This is a genomic window from Streptomyces tricolor, assembly GCF_002155905.1.
Taxonomy (GTDB): domain Bacteria; phylum Actinomycetota; class Actinomycetes; order Streptomycetales; family Streptomycetaceae; genus Streptomyces; species Streptomyces tricolor.
Window position 1 is genome coordinate 1 of the sequence record NZ_MUMF01000283.1, and the last position, 17835, is coordinate 17835.

A 17835-nucleotide genomic window follows, 5' to 3' on the forward strand; every position below is an offset into this window, starting at 1 on the left:
GCATCGGCGCCGCGCTGCTCGCGCTGGTCGGCTACAACGGCATGGAGATCGGCGTCTACGGTCTCCTCGCCACCACCACCCGCGACACCGTGCACGCCCTCTTCGGCGCCGACGTGCCGTGGCTGCCGGTGTCCCTGGCCGGCCTGGTGCTGATCGGCTACGGCGGCTTCCGCTCGATCGACTTCGGCGCCAAGGTCCTCGGAGTGCTGCTGGTGGCCGAGACCGGGATACTCGTCCTGCTGGCCGGCGGGGTGCTGATCGAGGGCGGCGCGCACGGCCTGTCCCTGGCCTCGCTGGCCCCGGCCCATGTGTTCGTGCCCGGCACGGCGGCCGTCCTCGCCTTCGCGTTCGCGGCGTTCACCGGGTTCGAGTCGACGGTCATCTACCGCCGTGAGGCCCGGGATCCCGCGCGCACGGTTCCGCGCGCCACCTATGCCGCCGTCGGGTTCCTCGGCCTCTTCTACGCGTTCATCGTCTGGATCGCCGTCCAGGCGTTCGGCGACGACCGGGTCGTCCGGGCCGCGGGCGAGGACCCGGCCGGGCTGTTCTTCACCGCGATCACCACCTACGTGGGCGGCTGGGCCGCCGACCTGATGCATGTCTTCATCGTCACCAGCGTCATCGCCTCCCTGCTCGCCTTCCACAACGCCATCAACCGCTACGCGCTCGCGCTCGCCGAGGAAGGCGTGCTGCCCCGCCGGCTCGGCCGCATCCACCCCCGGCACCGCTCCCCCTACGTCGCCGGCCTCGCCCAGACCGCCCTCGGCGCGGTGGTCGTCGTCGCCTTCTGGGCGGCCGGCGCCGATCCGTACCAGCAGCTGCTGCTGTGGGTGAACACCCCGGGAATGATCGGCCTGTTGCTGCTGCAACTGCTGGCCGCCATCGCGGTGCCCTGCTGGTTCCGCCGGGTACGGCACACGGAGGGCGCGTTGCGCACGGTGGTGGCTCCGGTCCTCGCCACCCTCCTGCTGGCGACCGCGATCGTGCTGGTGGTGACCCACATCGACCTGTTCACCTCGGCGTCCCCGGCGGTGAACGTCCTGCTCGTCGCGGTGGCGCCGGCCGTCTTCGCCCTCGGCCTGCCGCTGGCGTGGTGGCTGCGCCGCAGCCGCCCGGACGTCTACGCCACGTTCGGCACCGAGCGCCCGGAGACCTCCGAATGACCCTCTCGCGTACAGGAGTTCATGGCATGACCGCTGCCGATCTCATCCTCACCGGCGCCCGGGTCCGCACCCTGGACCCGGCCGTCCCCACCGCCACGGCCGTCGCCCTGCGGGACGGCACGATCAGCGCGGTGGGGACGGCGGACGACGCACGGGACTGGCGCGGACCCGGCACCGAGGTGGTCGACCTGCACGGCGCGCACCTCGTGCCCGGCCTGACCGACGCCCACAGCCACCCGGTGTGGGGGCTCGACATGGCCACCGGCACCGACCTGTCGGGCGTGACGGACCTGGCCGGGCTGCGCGCTGCGCTCGCCCGCGCCGAGCGGGTGGACGGCTGGGTGGTGGGCTACGGCCTGGACCACAACGCGTTCGAGGGCCGCCCGATCCACCACGAGCTGGTGGCGGACGTCCTGGCGGACACCCCGGCCTTCCTGCGTCTGTACGACGGTCACTCCGCACTCGTGAACGGCGCGGCGCTGGCCGCCGCCGGGGTGACCGGGCCGCGCGCCTTCGACCAGCGCGCGCAGGTGGTGTGCGACGCCTCGGGGCGGCCCACCGGGCATCTGGTCGAGCACGCGGCGATGGACCTGGTGACGTCGGTCGTACCCCGGCCCTCGCACGCCGAACGACGGGCGCGGCTGCTGGAGTTGCTGTCGGGCATGGCCGCGACCGGGCTGACCGGGGCCCATGTGATGGACGGCGGGGACCCGGACCTGGTGGGGGCGGTGGCGCGGGAGACGGTGCTGCCGGTGCGGCTGCGGTTCGCGCCGTGGTGCATGCCGGGTGCGGACGCCGACGCGCTGCGCGAGTTGATCGAGGCGCAGGGCAGGGGCGGCCGGCACTGGGTGGTCGGCGGGGTCAAGTTCTTCATGGACGGGACCGTGGAGGGCGGTACCGCCTGGCTGGACCATCCCGACTGCCACGGCCAGGGCACGGACGCGTTCTGGCCGGATCCGCACGCGTACGCCGAGGCCGTCCGCACCCTGCACGCGGCGGGTGTCCGTACGGCCACGCACGCCATCGGGGACGCCGCCGTCCGGCACGTCCTGGACACGGTGGCGGCACTGGGTCCCGGCGGGCGCGGCATGCACCGGATCGAGCACATCGAGACGGCACCCGACGAACTGCTGCCGCGTTTCACGGAGTTGGGCGTCGCCGCCTCCCTGCAGCCGCCGCACACCGGCTACACCCGTGACGACGGCACCGACGAGTGGTCGCGCCGGCTGGGCGGCGACCGGGCCGCCCGCGCGTGGCGGCTGCGGGATCTGCGGGAGGCCGGTGCCACGGTCGCCCTCGGCTCGGACTGGCCCATCGCGCACTACGACGTGCGGGCCGTGCTGGCGACGGCCCGCCGGCCCCGGGGCGCCGCGGCGCACCGGCCGGGACTCACGCCGGTGCAGGCGCTGGAGGGGTGCACCAGCCACGCGGCGGCCGCCGCCGGCGAGGCCGCGGTGGCCGGCCGGATCGCGCCCGGCTTCCGTGCCGATCTCACCGCGCTGCCGGTGGACCCCGTGCACGCGCCGGGCGACGAACTCACCGACGCCCCCGTGGTGTTGACGGTCACCGGCGGGCACGTGGTACACCGGGGCCCAGGTCCGGTTTGGTAAGATCGTCCTACGGCATCGCGTGCCGGTCACCGGCCGGGTGAGGCATGGAGGTGCCCGTGAGATTGCCCTCGGAGGCATTCCACCCATGTCAGTCGAGTTGAACCACACCATCGTCCACGCCCGGGACAACCGGGAGTCCGCCGAGTTCCTGGCCCACATCCTGGGGCTGGAGGTCGGGGCCGAGTGGGGGCCCTTCGTCCCCGTCGACACGAGCAACGGGGTGACCCTGGACTTCGCCACGATCCCGGCGGAGTCGATCGTCATGCAGCACTACGCCTTCCTCATCTCCGAGGAGGAGTTCGACGCGGCCTTCGCGCGCATCAAGGAGGCCGGGATCACCTACTACGCCGATCCGCACGGAAAGCAGCCGGGCGAGATCAACCACTATTCCGGCGGCCGGGGCCTGTACTTCATGGATCCGTCCGGCCACGCGATGGAGATCATCACCCGCCCCTACGGCAGCCCCGAGCCGGCGGAGTCCTGAGGCGGCGGGCGGGCCGGGGCCCCGGTCCCGGCCCGCCCGGTGGGCACCCGGCACACTGTGCGGATGAACGACTTCCGCCTGGTCGACCAGGATCCCGCCCCGGAGTGGTACGGACGCCTGCGGGCGCGGACCGACGATCTCTCCCCCGCCGACTGGCTCACCGGCCAGGGGGCGGGGCAGGGGGCGTTCGGCACGGTGGCGGGTGTCGCCGCGCCGGGCTTCGCCGCCTACGCGCGGATCCTGCATCCGGCCCGGCCCGGCTCGGCGAGCGGCCGGTGCGCTGGTCCACGGTGGCCGCCGCCCATGGGACGCGGGTGACACCGGTCACCCGCTGGCACGAGGTCATCGGAGCGGACGAGGAGTACGTCAACCGCTCCGATCTCGGCCTGCCCGGCGTCTGGGACGAGCACGCCGCAGAGGGGCCGACCCCGCCGGACGTCGCACAGGCGCTGGTGCCCGTCCTGGCCCGGCACACCGGGACCCCGGAGCAGTGCTGGTTCGGGCTGTGGGCCGGGTACGGCCGCTGGGACTGGGACCGGTTCCCGACCTTCGAGACCCCGGGCCGGGACGAGGTGCTGCTGACCGGCCGGCTGGCCGACGCCGCCTCCCCGGTGTCGCTGGACGAGTTCGCGGAGCTGCCCGATCTGTGGTGGCCGCAGGACCGCGCCTGGTGTCTGGGCGGAGACGTGGACCTGGTCAGCACCTACGTCGGCGGCTCCCCGGAACTGATCGCCGACCTGCTGGCCACGGCGGACCTGGAGGCGCACCCGGTGCAGCCGGACGACCTGGTGGGCTGAGCGCGACGGCCTGCCGTGACGGCTCGGCCCGCCCCCGCAGACCGGCTGCCTCCCCGAACGGCCGGAAGCGGGACCCCGCCCGGAGCGGCGTCCCGCACCTCGTGCACCGGCTACGGATTCACGACGCTGCCGCCGAAGGTCACCACGAGGCGGCCGTCGGAGGCGAAGGACCAGCCGAGGGCGCCCGCGTAGGAGGGGCAGCGGGAGCCGTTGGCGCCGGTCCAGAACTGGTTGGAGCCGTCGGCGTTGCCGACGGTCTTGTCGTTCGAGCCGCTGACGGCGAAGCGGCAGGAGGTGTTGGTGCGGAACACCGAGGTGCCCGCGTCGAACGAGAAGTTGCGCTGGGCGTTGTCGATGCCGACGTTGCCGGAGATCGTCATGGAGCCGGGGTTGCTGTTGTAGGTGAACCCGTGTTTGCCGTTCTTGTAGGCGATGCTGTGCCGGACGACGTGGTTCACGGCGATGCCGTCGCCGCCCAGCTTGTAGCCGTTGCGGTCGCCGTTGGAGTCGACGGTGCCGTCGCTCAGCGTGCCGTTGCCGTAGGCCAGGGAGTTCTCGATGGTCACGGGGCCGATGGCGCCGGTGTCCGTCTTGGTGTACAGGTCCCAGCCGTCGTCGATGTTGTGGTGCGAGACGTCGTAGCGGAAGACGTTCCCGGTGCCGGTGGTGAGCTTCGCGGCGAAGCCGTCGGCGTCCTCTCCGTCGGAGTCGGCGTTGTCGTGCGACTCGGAGCTGACGATCAGGTTGTTCGACGGCCACTGGGAGCTGGGGGTGCTGGAGGAGATCCGGCCCAGCTGCAGCCCGGTGTCCCGGTTGTAGGCGGTCACCACCCGCTCCACGATGTTGTTGCTGCCGCCGACGTAGATCCCGTTGTCCCCGGCGTGCTGGACGGTGAGGCCGTACAGCCGCCAGTGGTCGGCGTTCAGCTGGATGCCCCGGTTGGCCGGACTCTCGCTCTGGGCCGAGAAGTCGAGGACGGGCTTCTCGCCCGGGTAGGCGGAGAGGGTGGTGCGGGCGGCGGCGGTGCCGTCGCGGTCCGCGGGGATGGTGACCGTGGCGGAGGGGCGGTACGTGCCGCCGCGCAGGTAGATCGTGCCGCCGGGGGTGATCCGGCTGATGGCCGAGGTGAGCGTGGTCGGGGCCGACTCCGTGCCGGCCGCGCCGTCGGTGCCGGCCGGTGACACGTAGAGCACGGCGCCGGCGGCCGCCGTGGTCACGTCGACGTCGAGACGGTCGGGATCGGGCAGGCCGTCGGCGGCGGCCGGAGTGAGGCGGACGGTGTCGCCGCCCGTCACGGCCTGGGCCGTGGTGCCGGACAGCGCGACGAGCGCACCGGCGAGCAGACCGGCGCACGCGATGGCTGGTCTCCGTTGCATCGGCTTGTCTCCCTGCGGGTTGGCTCGGCTGTGCGGATGCGAGTGGTCCAGGGGGCTGAATCCGGCGACCGGTCATGGCATGGTGAACGGGGACGGAAAGCGCTTTCCCCTGGACGTTCCCGACGGTAGAGAGACATCATGTACGCGTCAATCACCGCGTACATGATTCTTATTCAGATGAGTGAATGAGGACGCAGGCTACTCGCCGGGGGCGAGGGTGCGGGCCACGACGGCCGCCGCGTCGGCGATCAGCGCCTGGTCCACGGGGGCGTCGGGGGTGCTCTTGCTCGACAGCACGGCCAGCACGACGGGGGTCCCCCGGGTCGTCCAGGCCACGCCGATGTCATGGGCGGAGGCGTAGTCACCGGTACCGGTCTTGTCCGCCACGGTCCAGTCCTTCGGCAGCCCCTTGCGGAACCGCTCGTCGCTCGTCCGGTTGCCCTTCAGCCAGCCGACGAACCGCTCCCGGTCGGCGCCGGCCAGCGCCCGGCCCAGGGTGAGCCGCTCCAGGCTCTCGGCGATCGCCTCCGGGGTCGTGGTGTCGCGCGCGTCCCCCGGGATCGCGGCGTTCAGCTCCGGCTCCCACCGGTCGAGCCGGCTCACCTCGTCACCGAGCGACCGGTAGAAGCGGGTCAGGCCGGCCGGGCCGCCGACTTCCCGGAGCAGCAGGTTGCCGGCCGCGTTGTCGCTGTACTGGATCGCCGCCGCGCACAGGTCGGCCACGGTCATGCCGGTCGCCACGTTCTCCTCCGTCCGCGGCGAGTTGGGCAGCAGGTCGTGCGGCGGGTAGTGCACCACCCGGTCCAGCGGCGCGCAGCCGGCCCGGTCGCGCAGGACCGCCGCCGCGGCGAACGCCTTGAACGTCGAACACATCGCGAACCGCTCCCCCGCCCGGTGGGACACGGTCCGCCCGGTGCGGACGTTGCGCGCGTACACGCCGAGCCGGGCGCCGTAGCGCCGCTCCAGCTCGGCCAGCTCGGCCCGGCCGGCGCGCGATCGGGCGTCCGGGGCCGCCGAGGCGGACGAACCGGAGAGCGCCGTGGTCATGGCGGCGCCGGTGACCGCGAGGCCGGCCTGGATCAGGCGGCGGCGCGGCAGCGGGGCGGGGCGGTCGGTACGGGTCATGGGTGTGGTCCTCCCAGGTCGTCCGTCTAGGGCGTCGATCTTTCGACGGGCACAGGGAAACAGGAGGCGGGCACCCATGTCCAAGAGGGAACTTTGAAGATCCCATACCTTATTGATATGAGTGCTGGGTGGATCTCCTGGCACATCTAGAGGCCTATGTGGCGACGGCCGACGAGGCGAGCTTCTCCCGGGCGGCCGACCGGCTCGGCATCGCCCAGCCGCTGCTCAGCCGCCGCATCAAGACGCTGGAGGCGCACTTCGGCGGCCTGCTGTTCGACCGGTCCCGACGGCAGATCACGACCACCGAGCTGGGCGTGCTGCTCCTGCCCTACGCCCGGGACGTGCTGGACCGGGCTCAGCGGCTGCGGCAGGTCGCCCGTTCGGCCCGGCGCTCGCGAGTGTGCGCCGTCGGCGTGCCCGCGGACTGCGCGCCGGCCGCGCTGGCCCGCGCCATCCGGGCCGGCACCGAACACGGCATCACCCTCGGCATGCGCGAACTGCCGCCCGCCGAGCGGGTCTCCGGGCTGGCCGACGGTTCGCTCGGGTACGCGCTGGTGCGGACCGCTCCGGAACAGGCCGCGTTCCGCGTACCGTTGGGGCTCGCCTCCGCGCCGGCCCCGGACGGCACCCAGGGCCGCACCCCGCGGCGTACGGTCCACCTCGAAGAGCTGCGGCCGCGCCGGGGCCGCACCGCCGCGCCCGCCGCTCCCCCGCCTCTCCTGCTCCTGACGGAGGATCAAGTGTCCGTTTTCGAAGACCGGTTGCTGCGATCCGCGGCCCGCGCCGGACTGCCGAAGGCGCGGATCCGGCCGGCCGGTCCGGCGGCCACCGCGCTCGCCGAGACACTGGCGGGCAGCGCCCTGCTGCTGTGCGCCGAACCCTTCGCCCGGCAGCACGGGGCCCACTGGGCGCCCCTGGCCGACCGCGCACTGCACCGGGGGTACGACGTGAGCGCCGCCCCGGGCCGCGCCGGCGCGGGCGACGTGCCGGGCTGGCTGGCCGCGCTGCTCGCGTCGGCCGTGGGTGCCGTACCCGCCCGGCTCGACAGGCCCGGACCCGGGGCCGGCGGCGAGGACGCCTCCGCACGGCTGGCGGCGCGCGGATGAGCGCGGCGGCGGCACGGCACCCCGTGTACACGGGCGACAGCGGCGCCCTGCTGGACGTCGCCGAGACGATCGCCGCGGAGTGGGCGGAACTCGGCGTGCACGGCTCCTTCCTCGCCCGCAACCTCGACACCGGCGAGCAGCTCGGGTTCGACATCGACGAGTCGACGCCCCTGGCCTCGGTGGTGAAGGTCCCGCTCGCCCTGGTCGTGCTGGACCTGATCGAGCAGGGCGAACTCGATCCGGCGCTCCCGGTCACGGTGGATCCCGGCACCAGCAGCGTCGGCCCCACCGGCCTGGCTGCCTTCCGGTATCCGGCCACCGTGGCCGTCGCCGACCTGCTCCTGCTGACGCTGTCGGTGAGCGACAACGCCGCCGCGGACGCGCTGCTCGACCTGGTGCCGGTGGCGGACGTCGACGCGCGGCTGCGCGCCTGGGGATGCGACGGGATCCGGATGCGGCACCGGATGAACCACCTGTACGAGTGCGCCGCCGGGGCCGCCGGCAACGACTTCTCCCTGGCGCTGGAGCTGGCCGTCCGGGACGAGCGGGCGGGCCGGCACACCATCGAGACCCTGGACCCGGCCCATGCCAACGCCGGTTCCGCCGCGGCCCTCGTCGGCCTGCTGCGCCGCGTGTGGTGCGACGAGATCGCCGGTCCCCGGGCCACGGCGGAGCTGCGCCGGCTGATGGGGCTCCAGGTCTTCACCCAGCGGCTGGCGAGCGACCTGCGGGCGGACTCGCTGCGGTGGAGCGGGAAGACCGGCACGTTCCTGCACTTGCGGCACGAGATCGGGGTACTGGAGGCGGACTCCGGGGACCGGGTGGCGATGGCCGCGCTCACCCGTGCGGACCGCTCCGCGGGGCTGGCCGCGGACATCGATCTCGCGATCGGGGTCGCGGGGCGGGAGGCGTTCGAGGTGCTGCGGGGGTAGGGGGTGTCCGCCTCCGCGCCGGGGGATGACGCTGGTGAGGCGACTGCGGGTCCGTGGTGCGTGTTCGCGCCCCACGCGGCGGAGCCGCATAGCGGACACAGCCCCGCGCCCCTTTCGCGGCGTCGTCCCCCCGGCGTTCGAAAGCGCTGTCAAGACAGGAGGCGTTGTTCCTTCGCCACCGCCACCGCGCCCGCTCTCGTGTCCACTCCCAGCTTGTCGTAGATGCGGTTGAGGTGGGTCTTGACGGTGGCCTCGCTGATGTAGAGGCGGTCGGCGATCTCCAGGTTGGACAGGCCGCGCGCGGTGAGCTTGAGGACCTCCATCTCGCGGGAGGTGAGGACGCCGAGGTCGGGCGGGGGCGCGGTGTCGGCGGGCTCCTGCTGCCGGGCGAAGGCCTCCACCAGGCGCCGGGTGACGCTCGGCGCGAACAGCGCGTCGCCGCCGTCGACGGCGGTGACCGCCGCGAGCAGCCGCTCGGGCCCGGAGTCCTTCAGCAGGAACCCGGAGGCGCCGGCCCGCAGCGCCCCGTACACGTACTCGTCCAGGTCGAAGGTGGTCAGCACCAGGATCCGGGGCGGTCGGTCGGTGGCCTGGGCGAGGATCCGCTCGGTGGCCTCGATGCCGTTGACGCCGGGCATCCGGATGTCCATGAGGATGACGTCGGGGCGGGTCTCGGCGGCGAGCCGTACGGCCTGCTCGCCGTCCCCCGCCTCGCCCACCACCTCGAAGCCGGGCGCGGCGTCCAGCAGGCCGACGAGTCCGGCGCGGATGAGGAACTGGTCGTCCACGACGAGCACTCTGGTCATTCCGTACGGTCGTCCCCCCGCCGCGCGCCGCCCCGTTACCGCTCCCCCTCCGGCATGCCCCCGCGGCTGCGTTCGGCGGCCGAGGTCGGCAGGGTCAGCCGTACCTCGTAGCCGCCCTCGAAGCGTGGGCCGGCGCTGATCGTCCCGCCGTAGAGCTTGGCCCGCTCCCGCATGCCAATCAAGCCGTGGCCACTGCCTGTCGGCACTCTGGCCGGATCCGCGCCCTCGCCGTCGTCGGTGACGCGGACGGTCAGCTCATGGGCGCCGTAACGGAGTTCGACGCGCGCGTGTGCGGGGCCGGCGTGTTTGAGGGCGTTGGTGAGGGCCTCCTGGACGACGCGGTAGGCGCACAGTTCCACGCCGGGTGGCAGCGGGCGGGCGGTGCCCTCGACGGCGAGGTCCACGGGCAGCCCGCCGGCCCGGACCCGGTCGACGAGTTCGCCGAGCCGTTCCAGGGTGGGCATGGGGGCCCGCTCGGGGGCCTCGGGATCCTCCTCGCGCAGCACCTGGAGCATGCGGCGCAGTTCCTCCAGGGCCTCGCCGCTGGTGTCCGCTATGGTGCCGAGCGCGCCGCGGGCCGTCGCGGGGTCGGAGTCGAAGACGAACCGGGCGAGTCCGGCCTGCACGGAGATGACCGACATGTGGTGGGCGACGACGTCGTGCAGTTCGCGGGCGATCCGGCCGCGTTCCTCGGCGACCGCGCGCCGGGCCCGCTCGGCCTGTTCGGCGCGCAGCCGCCGGGTGAGTTCGGCGGTACGGCGGGCCAGGTGCCCGAACCAGACGAGCACCGAGCAGTACAGCAGGGCCTGGCCGCACACGGACGCCATGGAGGGGCTGTGGCTGACCAGGCCGGCGTACACCCAGACCGCGGCCATGCAGCCGGCGCAGGCCAGGGCGGTGCGCACCGGGCGGACGGAGGCCACGGTGTACAGGGCGAGCATGGCGCCGAAGGTGCACACCACCGGCCAGTGGCCGAGGGTGACGAAGACGACCGCGGCGACCTCGACGACGGCGAAGACGGCGAGGGGGTGGCGGCTGCGCAGGGCGACCGGGAGGTGGGCGAGGGCGACGAGGAGGTAGGCGCGGACGTCGAGTTCCGGCCAACCCTGGGACCGGGACTCCTGCCCGAGCAGGGCGGCCACCACGGTCATCGCCACCGCGATCAGCGTGTCCACGACCAGCGGGCGGGGGGTCCTCAGTCGCATCGCGGCAGGGTAACGCGCACGGCCGCACCCCGGAGTCAATCGGGCGCGGTACCGCGGAAGTTGCAGTGCCCGGCCGGCCGCCCGACCTGAGCGGTACGGCGGTTCAGCCCGGGGATGGAGGCGGGGTGCGGCGGAGGGCCGTAGCGTCGGAGCAGGGGGAACACGACGGTGGCCCGCGTCCCCGGGGGAGGCGCGGGCCACCGGCCGTACGCGGGCCGCTACTTGGTGAGCGTGAAGTGCAGGATGTCCTTCAGGAACGGCATCTTCAGCAGCGGGTCGGGCTGGATCATCAGGGCCAGCAGGGAGATCACCAGGCCGAGGAAGCCGTAGGTGGCGATGTCCGTGAAGCGGGAGCGGACGGCGAGCATGCCGACGCTCGGCAGCAGCCAGCGCAGGACCGCGCCGGCCAGCAGGGCGAGGCCGACGATCAGCGTGCCCGCGCGGAACGCGTCCAGCGCGGTCACCAGCAGGCCGATGGCCACCAGGCCGGCGACGGTGAGCATCGGCCACTGCCGGGCGGGCGCCGGGGCGTCGCCGGCCGCGGCCCGGCCGCCGCCCTCGGGGCGGGCGGTGTCTCGCGTGAACAGCGGGAAGCGGCGGGTGACGCGACGCGGGCGCCCCTCGGCGTCAGGGGCGCTGATCGGGTCACGCACGGTGGGTTCCGCCTGCCCGCGGGTGTCCTCAGCCGGCACTGCGCTCCGCCGCCTCGACCACGTTGACCAGCAGCTGCGCCCGGGTCATCGGGCCGACACCGCCGGGGTTCGGGGAGATCCAGCCGGCCACCTCGGTCACGTCCGGGTGGACGTCGCCGACGATCTTGCCCTCGGCGTTGCGGGAGACACCGACGTCCAGGACGGCCGCGCCCGGCTTGATGTCCTCGGCGCGGATCAGGTGCGGGGAGCCGGCCGCCGCGATGACGATGTCGGCCCGCTTGAGGTGGGCGGAGAGGTCACGGGTGCCGGTGTGGCACTGGGTGACGGTGGCGTTCTCGCTGCGCCGGGTGAGCAGCAGCGGCATCGGGCGGCCGATGGTGACACCGCGGCCGACGACCACGACCTCGGCGCCCTTGATCTCCACGCCGTGGCGGCGGAGCAGGGTGAGGATGCCGTTGGGGGTGCAGGGCAGCGGGGCCGGCTCGTTCAGCACCAGGCGGCCGAGGTTCATCGGGTGCAGGCCGTCGGCGTCCTTGGCCGGGTCCATCAGTTCCAGGATGCGGTTCTCCTCGATGCCCTTGGGCAGCGGCAGCTGGACGATGTAGCCGGTGCAGGCCGGATCCTCGTTCAGCTCGCGGACGACCGCCTCGATCTCCTCCTGGGTGGCCGTGGCCGGCAGCTCGCGCTGGATGGAGGCGATGCCCACCTGGGCGCAGTCGCGGTGCTTGCCGGCGACGTACTTCTGGCTGCCGGGGTCGTCCCCGACGAGGATCGTGCCGAGGCCGGGCGTCACGCCCTTCTCCTTCAGCGCCGCCACGCGGGCGGTCAGATCGGACTTGATCGCGGCTGCGGTGGCCTTGCCATCGAGAATCTGGGCGGTCATGGTCCCATCCTCGCGGATGACCCGGTCCCGGTTCCAATCCGGGTGTCACGTGGTGTCACGGCATGATCAGCGATGTTGCACTTGCACAACACCTGAGGTTTCCGGCTGGACAAGTAAGAGCCCGTTAAAGAACGATGAGCACACAGTGCCGCGGGCAGTGCCGGGGGGACGGACCGCATCTGTAGAAACTCTCCTCCGAATCGTGCTGCGCGTCGTCCCCGCACTTGAGCAAACGGAGGAAGACCGCCATGAGCTTTGGCGACCCCAACAATCCCTACGGCGCACCGCAGGGCCAGCAGCCCGGCTACGGCCACCCGCAGCAGCCCCAGCAGCCCGGCTACGGCTACCCGGCCGCCCCGCAGGGCCAGCCCGGTTACGGCTACCCGGCCGCCCCGCCGCTCGGGCAGCCCGGCTACGGCGTCCCGATGGAGATGCCCGGTCTGATGAAGACCGCGCGGGTGCTGCTGTTCATCCTGGCCGGCTTCCAGATCCTGTTCGGCCTCATCGCCGGTGTGGCCATCGGTGCCGCCCAGGACGTGTCCAACGGCGTCGGCAGCGGGGACGAGACCGACGGCCTGGCCGGTCTCGGGTTCCTGCTCGCCGGTCTGCTGCTCGCGCTGGGCGCGCTGTCGATCTTCCTGGGCGTGAAGTTCAAGAACGGCGGCAGCGGCATCCGCGTCACCACGATCGTCTACGCCGCGCTGATGATCCTCGGCGGCATCAGCAACATCGTGACCGGCGAGGGCGGCTCCGCCACCTTCGGCGGGCTGATCTCGCTGGCGATGGCCGGCATCATCCTCGCCTCGATGGTCACCGGCTCGGCCTCGGCCTGGTTCAACCGCCCGCGGTACTGAGCCTCCAGGGCACCCGGCACTCCAGGGCCGCTCCCGCCGCACGGACGGGACGCGGCCCGGAGTCGTTTCCGGGGGCGGGTCACTGGTTCAGGTGGGCCAGTACGGCCAGCACCCGGCGGTTGTCGGCGTCGGCCGGGAGCAGGCCGAGCTTGGTGAAGATGTTGCCGATGTGCTTGGCGACGGCCTTCTCGGTGACACACAGGGCCTGCGCGATGCCCGCGTTGGAGCGGCCCTGGGCGACGAGTTCGAGGACCTCGCGCTCCCGTGGCGTGAGGCTGCCGACGGACGCGTCACGCTCCTTGCGGGCCAGCAGCCGGGAGACGACCTCGGGGTCCATGGCGGTGCCGCCCGCGGCCACCCGCTCGATCGCCTCCAGGAACTGGGCGCCGTGGGTGACCCGGTCCTTGAGCAGGTAGCCGACGCCCCCTCCGCCGGCGGCGAGCAGCTCGCGGGCGTAGAGGGGTTCGACGTACTGGGAGAGCAGCAGCACCGGCAGGTCCGGGTGCTGTTCGCGGGCGGCCAGGACGGCGCGCAGGCCCTCGTCGGTGAAGTCCGGCGGGAGCCGGACGTCGACGACCGCGACGTCCGGCCGCTCCCGGCCCAGCGCCGCCAGCAGGTCGGCGCCGTTGTCCACGGCCGCCACCACGTCGTGGCCGTAGGCCCCGAGCAGGCGGATCAGCCCGTCCCTCAGCAGGAAGTGGTCTTCGGCGAGGACAATGCGCACGGGATCTCCATCGTCACCATCGTCGGTCCGCCCACCGGGCTGCTCACGGCCAGCACACCGTCGAAGGTGGCGAGCCGTCGTTCGATGCCCCGCAGGCCGGTGCCGCGGGCGGCGTCGGCGCCGCCGTGACCGTCGTCGGTCACGGTGATGTGCAGCGCCCCGCGCTCGTGGCGGAGGTCGATCCAGGCCCGGCCGGCCTCCGCGTGCTTGCCGACGTTGGCGAGGATCTCGGACACGGCGAAGTACGCGGCGGACTCGACGGGCATCTCGGGGCGGCCCGGCAACTCGGCCCGGACCTCGGTGGGGACGGGGCAGCTCATCGCCAACGCCCGTACCGCGTCGGCGAGTCCCCGGTCGGCCAGAACCGGCGGGTGGATGCCGCGGACGAGGTCGCGCAGCTCCTCCAGCGCCGCGGAGGACGACTGCCGGGCCTCGGCCAGCAGGCCGCGCACCGCCTCGGGATCGGTCTCCAGCAGCCGCTCGGCCGCGTCCAGGGTCATGCCCATGGCGACGAGCCGGGCCTGGGCGCCGTCGTGCAGATCGCGCTCGATCCGGCGGATCTCCGCCATCTGCGTGTCCACCGCGGCCGAACGGGTGGCCGCCAGATGCCGGATCCGGCCGGCCATCAGCTCGCTCTCGCCCGGCGCCAGCATCGCCCTGGTGTACAGGGCGTGCCGGCGGACGACGCGCGGCGCCGCCCACAGGGCCAGCGGCAGCTGGAGCAGGCCCAGGACGCCGGCGAGCACGGCCGTGGCCCGCCCCTCGACGGGGACGAACCCGTACCAGAGGCCGTCCCACGAGGCGGACAGCGGCACCCCGTAGAAGGCGAGGAAGACGCCCCAGAGGCCGCTGAGGACCAGCGCGAGCGGGAGGAAGGCCAGGAGTCCGCCCGCGATCGGGTCGGTGAGCACCCAGACGTACTCCCGCCGGGTCCCCGGGTCGCTCATGATCCAGCGGTAGCGGGCGACGACCCCGGAGCGGCCCGCGGGCGCGGCGGGCAGCGGTCCCGGCGGGTCCGGGATCTCCACGCCCGTCCAGCGCCGGACGAGTTCGCGCTGCCGGGCGGCGAGCCCGCGCACCCCTGCCACGGCCCGTGGCACCAGGCCGAGGCCCGGCCCCATCAGGCTGACCGCGCCGCACACGGCGAGCGAACGGCCGAAGGCCGCCATCGACATCCAGTGCAGCGCCACCGCCCTGCGCAGGCCCGTCAGCCCGGCGGACACCGAGAACCCTCTGATCGCGTCCGGCGGACGGAACCCGCCGGGCCGCATCGCACGGTCGTCCATACGACTCGCCTCCCCCTGTTCGTGCCCCTGCTCGGACCCTCATTGTGGCGGCGCGGGAGCGGCGAAGTCGGTGGGAAAAACTCCCCTCTTGGGCGAGGCGGAGGCACGCGGCCTCACCCGAACGCGTGGTCCCGCCCGTCGGCGGACGGGCGGGACCACGCGGAGGGGACAGGGTCGCTCGGCGGACGGGGAGGGCGATCAGTGGAAGAAGTGGCGCGTGCCCGTGAAGTACATGGTCACGCCCGCCTTCTTGGCGGCCTCCACCACCTGCTCGTCCCGGATCGAGCCGCCCGGCTGGACGATCGCCCGGACCCCGGCCTCGATGAGGATCTCGGGGCCGTCGGGGAAGGGGAAGAAGGCGTCGGAGGCGGCGTAGGCGCCGCGCGCCCGCTCCTCGCCGGCCCGCTCGACGGCCAGCTTGCAGGAGTCGACGCGGTTGACCTGGCCCATGCCGACACCCACCGAGGCGCCGTCCTTGGCGAGCAGGATCGCGTTGGACTTCACCGCGCGGCACGCCTTCCAGGCGAAGGCGAGCTGGGCCAGCTCGTCTTCGTCCAGGGCCTCGCCGGAGGCCAGCGTCCAGTTGGCCGGGTCGTCGCCCTCGGCCTGGAGCCGGTCGGCGGCCTGGAGCAGCGCGCCGCCGTCGATCGGCTTGACCTCGACCGGGTGGGCCGGGGCGTCGGGGCAGCGCAGCACGCGGATGTTCTTCTTCTTGGTGAGGGCCTCCAGCGCGCCCTCCTCGTAGTCGGGCGCCACGATGACCTCGGTGAAGATCTCGGCGACCTGCTCGGCCATCTCCTTGCTGACCGGCCGGTTCACGGCGATCACCCCGCCGAACGCGGACAGCGGGTCGCAGGCGTGCGCCTTGCGGTGCGCCTCGGCGACGTCCGCGCCGATCGCGATGCCGCACGGGTTGGCGTGCTTGATGATCGCGACACAGGGCTCGGCGTGGTCGTACGCGGCACGGCGGGCGGCGTCCGTGTCCGTGTAGTTGTTGTACGACATCTCCTTGCCGTGCAGCTGCTCGGCCGCCGCGAGCCCGCCCTCGCCGGAGGTGTAGAGGGCGGCGGGCTGGTGCGGGTTCTCGCCGTAGCGCAGGGTGTGCGCGCGCTCCAGGGTGGTGCCGATGAACTCGGGGAACGCCGAGTCGTCGGCGGGCGCGTACGCGGAGGCGAACCAGGAGGCGACGGCGATGTCGTACTCGGCGGTGTGCCGGAAGGCCTCGGCGGCCAGCCGCTTGCGGGCGGCGAGGTCGAAGCCGCCGTCCTTCACCGCGGCGAGGACGTCGGCGTACCGCTCCGGGCTGGTGACCACGGCCACGGAGGGGTGGTTCTTGGCGGCGGCACGGACCATCGACGGGCCGCCGATGTCGATCTGCTCCACGCACTCGTCGGGCGAGGCGCCGGAGGCGACCGTCTCCCGGAACGGGTAGAGGTTGACGACGACCAGGTCGAACGGCTCCACGCCCAGCTCGGCGAGCTGCTCGCGGTGGCTGTCCAGGCGCAGGTCGGCGAGGATGCCCGCGTGCACCCTCGGGTGCAGGGTCTTCACCCGGCCGTCCAGGCACTCGGGGAAGCCGGTCAGCTCCTCGACCTTGGTGACGGGGACGCCGGCGGCGGCGATCCGGCCGGCCGTGGACCCGGTGGAGACCAGCTCCACACCGGCCTCGTGCAGCCCGCGGGCCAGCTCCTCAAGACCGGTCTTGTCGTAGACGCTGACCAGCGCGCGACGGATGGCCCGCTTGTTGCTCTCGGCGGTCACTGGATAACTACCTTTCGTCCCTCGATGCGATAGCCGTTGCGGGCGAGCCGCCCCACGACCTCGACGAGCAGCCTTCGCTCGACTTCCTTGATGCGCTCGTGCAGCGCGCTCTCGTCGTCCTCGTCCCGGATGTCGACCACGCCCTGAGCGATGATCGGCCCGGTGTCGACGCCGTCGTCGACGAAGTGGACGGTGCAGCCGGTGACCTTGGCGCCGTACGCGAGCGCGTCGCGGACGCCGTGGGCGCCGGGAAAACTGGGGAGCAGGGCGGGGTGGGTGTTGATGAAGCGTCCGCCGAAGCGGGCCAGGAACTCCTTGCCCACGATCTTCATGAAGCCGGCGGAGACGACGAGGTCGGGCTCGTGCGCGGCGACGGCTTCGGCCAGGGCCGCGTCCCACTCCTCACGGGAGCCGTAGTCCTTCACCTTCCGCACGAAGGTGGCGATCCCGGCGCGCTCGGCGCGGGCCAGCCCCTCGATGCCGTCGCGGTCGGCGCCGACGGCCACGATCCGGGCGCCGTACGCCTCGGCGCCGACGGCGGCGATCTCGTCCAGCAGCGCCTGAAGATTGGTGCCGGAGCCGGAGACCAGCACGACGAGGCGCTTGGCTGCCGGGCCGGCGGAGGTGGCGGCCACGATGGGGCCCTTTCTCGGGTTGCGTACCGTGTAACGGCCGGTTGTGCATTCGTACGAATGCTTCGCGCCCCGGTATACGGGGAAGTCTACGAAGGGGCCGACCGTCAGCAACGATACCGGCACTCGGGAAGGGGCCCCGGGGACGGGTGGCCGGCCGGACGGTAGCGTTCGCCAGGAGTCACGAAGGAGCAGCCTCGGGAACGCGGTCGTCGTGCGGTGCGTTCACGGGGTGGAAGCTCATGTCGGACTGCCGTAGTCACCTAAGGGAAGACGCTCTTTTGATGCCCGTTCGCAGCCTGCGACTCCTCACGTTCCCGCCGCGCCCGGCCCAGGGAGGCGAGCGTGGCGCCGCACTGCTGCGTGAGCGCCCGACCTCGCCGCCGGCGGAGTCCCCACGGGACGGCTCCGGCCAGGAGGGCCCGGGGTACGGGGGCT

General features: G+C 73.2%; 18 protein-coding genes. 8 read left to right on the forward strand and 10 right to left on the reverse strand.

What is annotated here, in order from left to right; genetic code table 11:
• The 5 genes from CCN44_RS20830 to CCN44_RS20845 form a co-directional block, all read left to right on the forward strand.
• On the forward strand, positions 1-1163 hold a 1163-nt coding region (locus CCN44_RS20830; protein ID WP_107502097.1), incomplete at its 5' end, for an APC family permease.
• Positions 1164-1189: 26 nt separating this feature from the next.
• Positions 1190-2773 carry an amidohydrolase gene (locus CCN44_RS20835; RefSeq protein WP_086698536.1) on the forward strand — a complete coding sequence of 528 codons (1584 nt, stop codon included), beginning with the start codon at positions 1190-1192 and terminating at the stop codon, positions 2771-2773.
• Between the two features lie 85 nt (positions 2774-2858).
• Complete coding sequence (locus CCN44_RS20840) at positions 2859-3257, forward strand: VOC family protein (RefSeq protein ID WP_086698537.1); 399 nt, start codon at positions 2859-2861, stop codon at positions 3255-3257.
• Between the two features lie 63 nt (positions 3258-3320).
• A complete protein-coding gene (locus CCN44_RS46340; protein WP_237481631.1) occupies positions 3321-3575 on the forward strand; it encodes a hypothetical protein in 255 nt (84 codons plus the stop codon).
• Entirely contained in the window at positions 3572-4054 is a 483-nt protein-coding gene (locus CCN44_RS20845) for a hypothetical protein (protein WP_237481632.1), read from the forward strand. Before CCN44_RS46340 ends, CCN44_RS20845 begins: the two co-directional genes overlap by 4 nt.
• 110 nt (positions 4055-4164) lie before the next feature.
• Here CCN44_RS20845 and CCN44_RS20850 read toward each other — a convergent pair whose 3' ends face one another.
• Both CCN44_RS20850 and bla read right to left on the reverse strand, forming a co-directional pair.
• Positions 4165-5430 (reverse strand): right-handed parallel beta-helix repeat-containing protein, encoded by a 1266-nt coding sequence (locus CCN44_RS20850; protein ID WP_059247017.1) that lies wholly within the window; start codon positions 5428-5430, stop codon positions 4165-4167.
• A gap of 198 nt (positions 5431-5628) precedes the next feature.
• Positions 5629-6477, reverse strand: coding sequence for a class A beta-lactamase (gene bla, locus CCN44_RS20855; RefSeq protein ID WP_411292841.1), 849 nt, complete (start codon positions 6475-6477; stop codon positions 5629-5631).
• A gap of 206 nt (positions 6478-6683) precedes the next feature.
• Between bla and CCN44_RS20860 the strand changes: the two genes are divergently transcribed.
• Together CCN44_RS20860 and CCN44_RS20865 are read left to right on the forward strand one after the other, a co-directional pair.
• Entirely contained in the window at positions 6684-7661 is a 978-nt protein-coding gene (locus CCN44_RS20860; protein WP_086698539.1) for a LysR family transcriptional regulator, read from the forward strand.
• Positions 7658-8593, forward strand: a complete 936-nt coding sequence (locus CCN44_RS20865) for a serine hydrolase (RefSeq protein ID WP_059247012.1) — start codon at positions 7658-7660, stop codon at positions 8591-8593. The genes CCN44_RS20860 and CCN44_RS20865 overlap by 4 nt, the downstream gene beginning before the upstream one ends.
• A 149-nt stretch (positions 8594-8742) precedes the next feature.
• Here the strand turns inward: CCN44_RS20865 and CCN44_RS20870 are convergent, their stop codons facing one another.
• The 4 genes from CCN44_RS20870 to CCN44_RS20885 form a co-directional block, all read right to left on the reverse strand.
• Complete coding sequence (locus tag CCN44_RS20870; RefSeq protein WP_086698540.1) at positions 8743-9399, reverse strand: response regulator; 657 nt, start codon at positions 9397-9399, stop codon at positions 8743-8745.
• A gap of 35 nt (positions 9400-9434) precedes the next feature.
• Complete coding sequence (locus CCN44_RS20875; protein ID WP_059252192.1) at positions 9435-10604, reverse strand: sensor histidine kinase; 1170 nt, start codon at positions 10602-10604, stop codon at positions 9435-9437.
• A 218-nt stretch (positions 10605-10822) separates the two neighbouring features.
• Positions 10823-11296 carry a DUF3017 domain-containing protein gene (locus CCN44_RS20880; protein ID WP_059252191.1) on the reverse strand — a complete coding sequence of 158 codons (474 nt, stop codon included), beginning with the start codon at positions 11294-11296 and terminating at the stop codon, positions 10823-10825.
• Positions 11286-12140, reverse strand: coding sequence for a bifunctional methylenetetrahydrofolate dehydrogenase/methenyltetrahydrofolate cyclohydrolase (locus CCN44_RS20885; protein ID WP_086698541.1), 855 nt, complete (start codon positions 12138-12140; stop codon positions 11286-11288). Before CCN44_RS20885 ends, CCN44_RS20880 begins: the two co-directional genes overlap by 11 nt.
• Positions 12141-12388: 248 nt before the next feature.
• Between CCN44_RS20885 and CCN44_RS20890 the strand changes: the two genes are divergently transcribed.
• Positions 12389-12994 carry a hypothetical protein gene (locus CCN44_RS20890; protein WP_059252189.1) on the forward strand — a complete coding sequence of 202 codons (606 nt, stop codon included), beginning with the start codon at positions 12389-12391 and terminating at the stop codon, positions 12992-12994.
• A gap of 79 nt (positions 12995-13073) precedes the next feature.
• On the opposite strand, the gene CCN44_RS20895 is transcribed toward CCN44_RS20890, so the two are convergent.
• From CCN44_RS20895 to purN, 4 genes are all read right to left on the reverse strand, one after another.
• Entirely contained in the window at positions 13074-13718 is a 645-nt protein-coding gene (locus CCN44_RS20895) for a LuxR C-terminal-related transcriptional regulator (protein ID WP_059252188.1), read from the reverse strand.
• Positions 13682-15004, reverse strand: a complete 1323-nt coding sequence (locus tag CCN44_RS20900) for a sensor histidine kinase (RefSeq protein ID WP_059252187.1) — start codon at positions 15002-15004, stop codon at positions 13682-13684. The genes CCN44_RS20895 and CCN44_RS20900 overlap by 37 nt, the downstream gene beginning before the upstream one ends.
• Before the next feature lie 198 nt (positions 15005-15202).
• Positions 15203-16765 (reverse strand): bifunctional phosphoribosylaminoimidazolecarboxamide formyltransferase/IMP cyclohydrolase, encoded by a 1563-nt coding sequence (purH, locus tag CCN44_RS20905; RefSeq protein WP_059252186.1) that lies wholly within the window; start codon positions 16763-16765, stop codon positions 15203-15205.
• Complete coding sequence (gene purN / locus CCN44_RS20910) at positions 16762-17400, reverse strand: phosphoribosylglycinamide formyltransferase (protein ID WP_059252185.1); 639 nt, start codon at positions 17398-17400, stop codon at positions 16762-16764. Before purN ends, purH begins: the two co-directional genes overlap by 4 nt.
• Positions 17401-17835 lie beyond the last annotated feature (435 nt).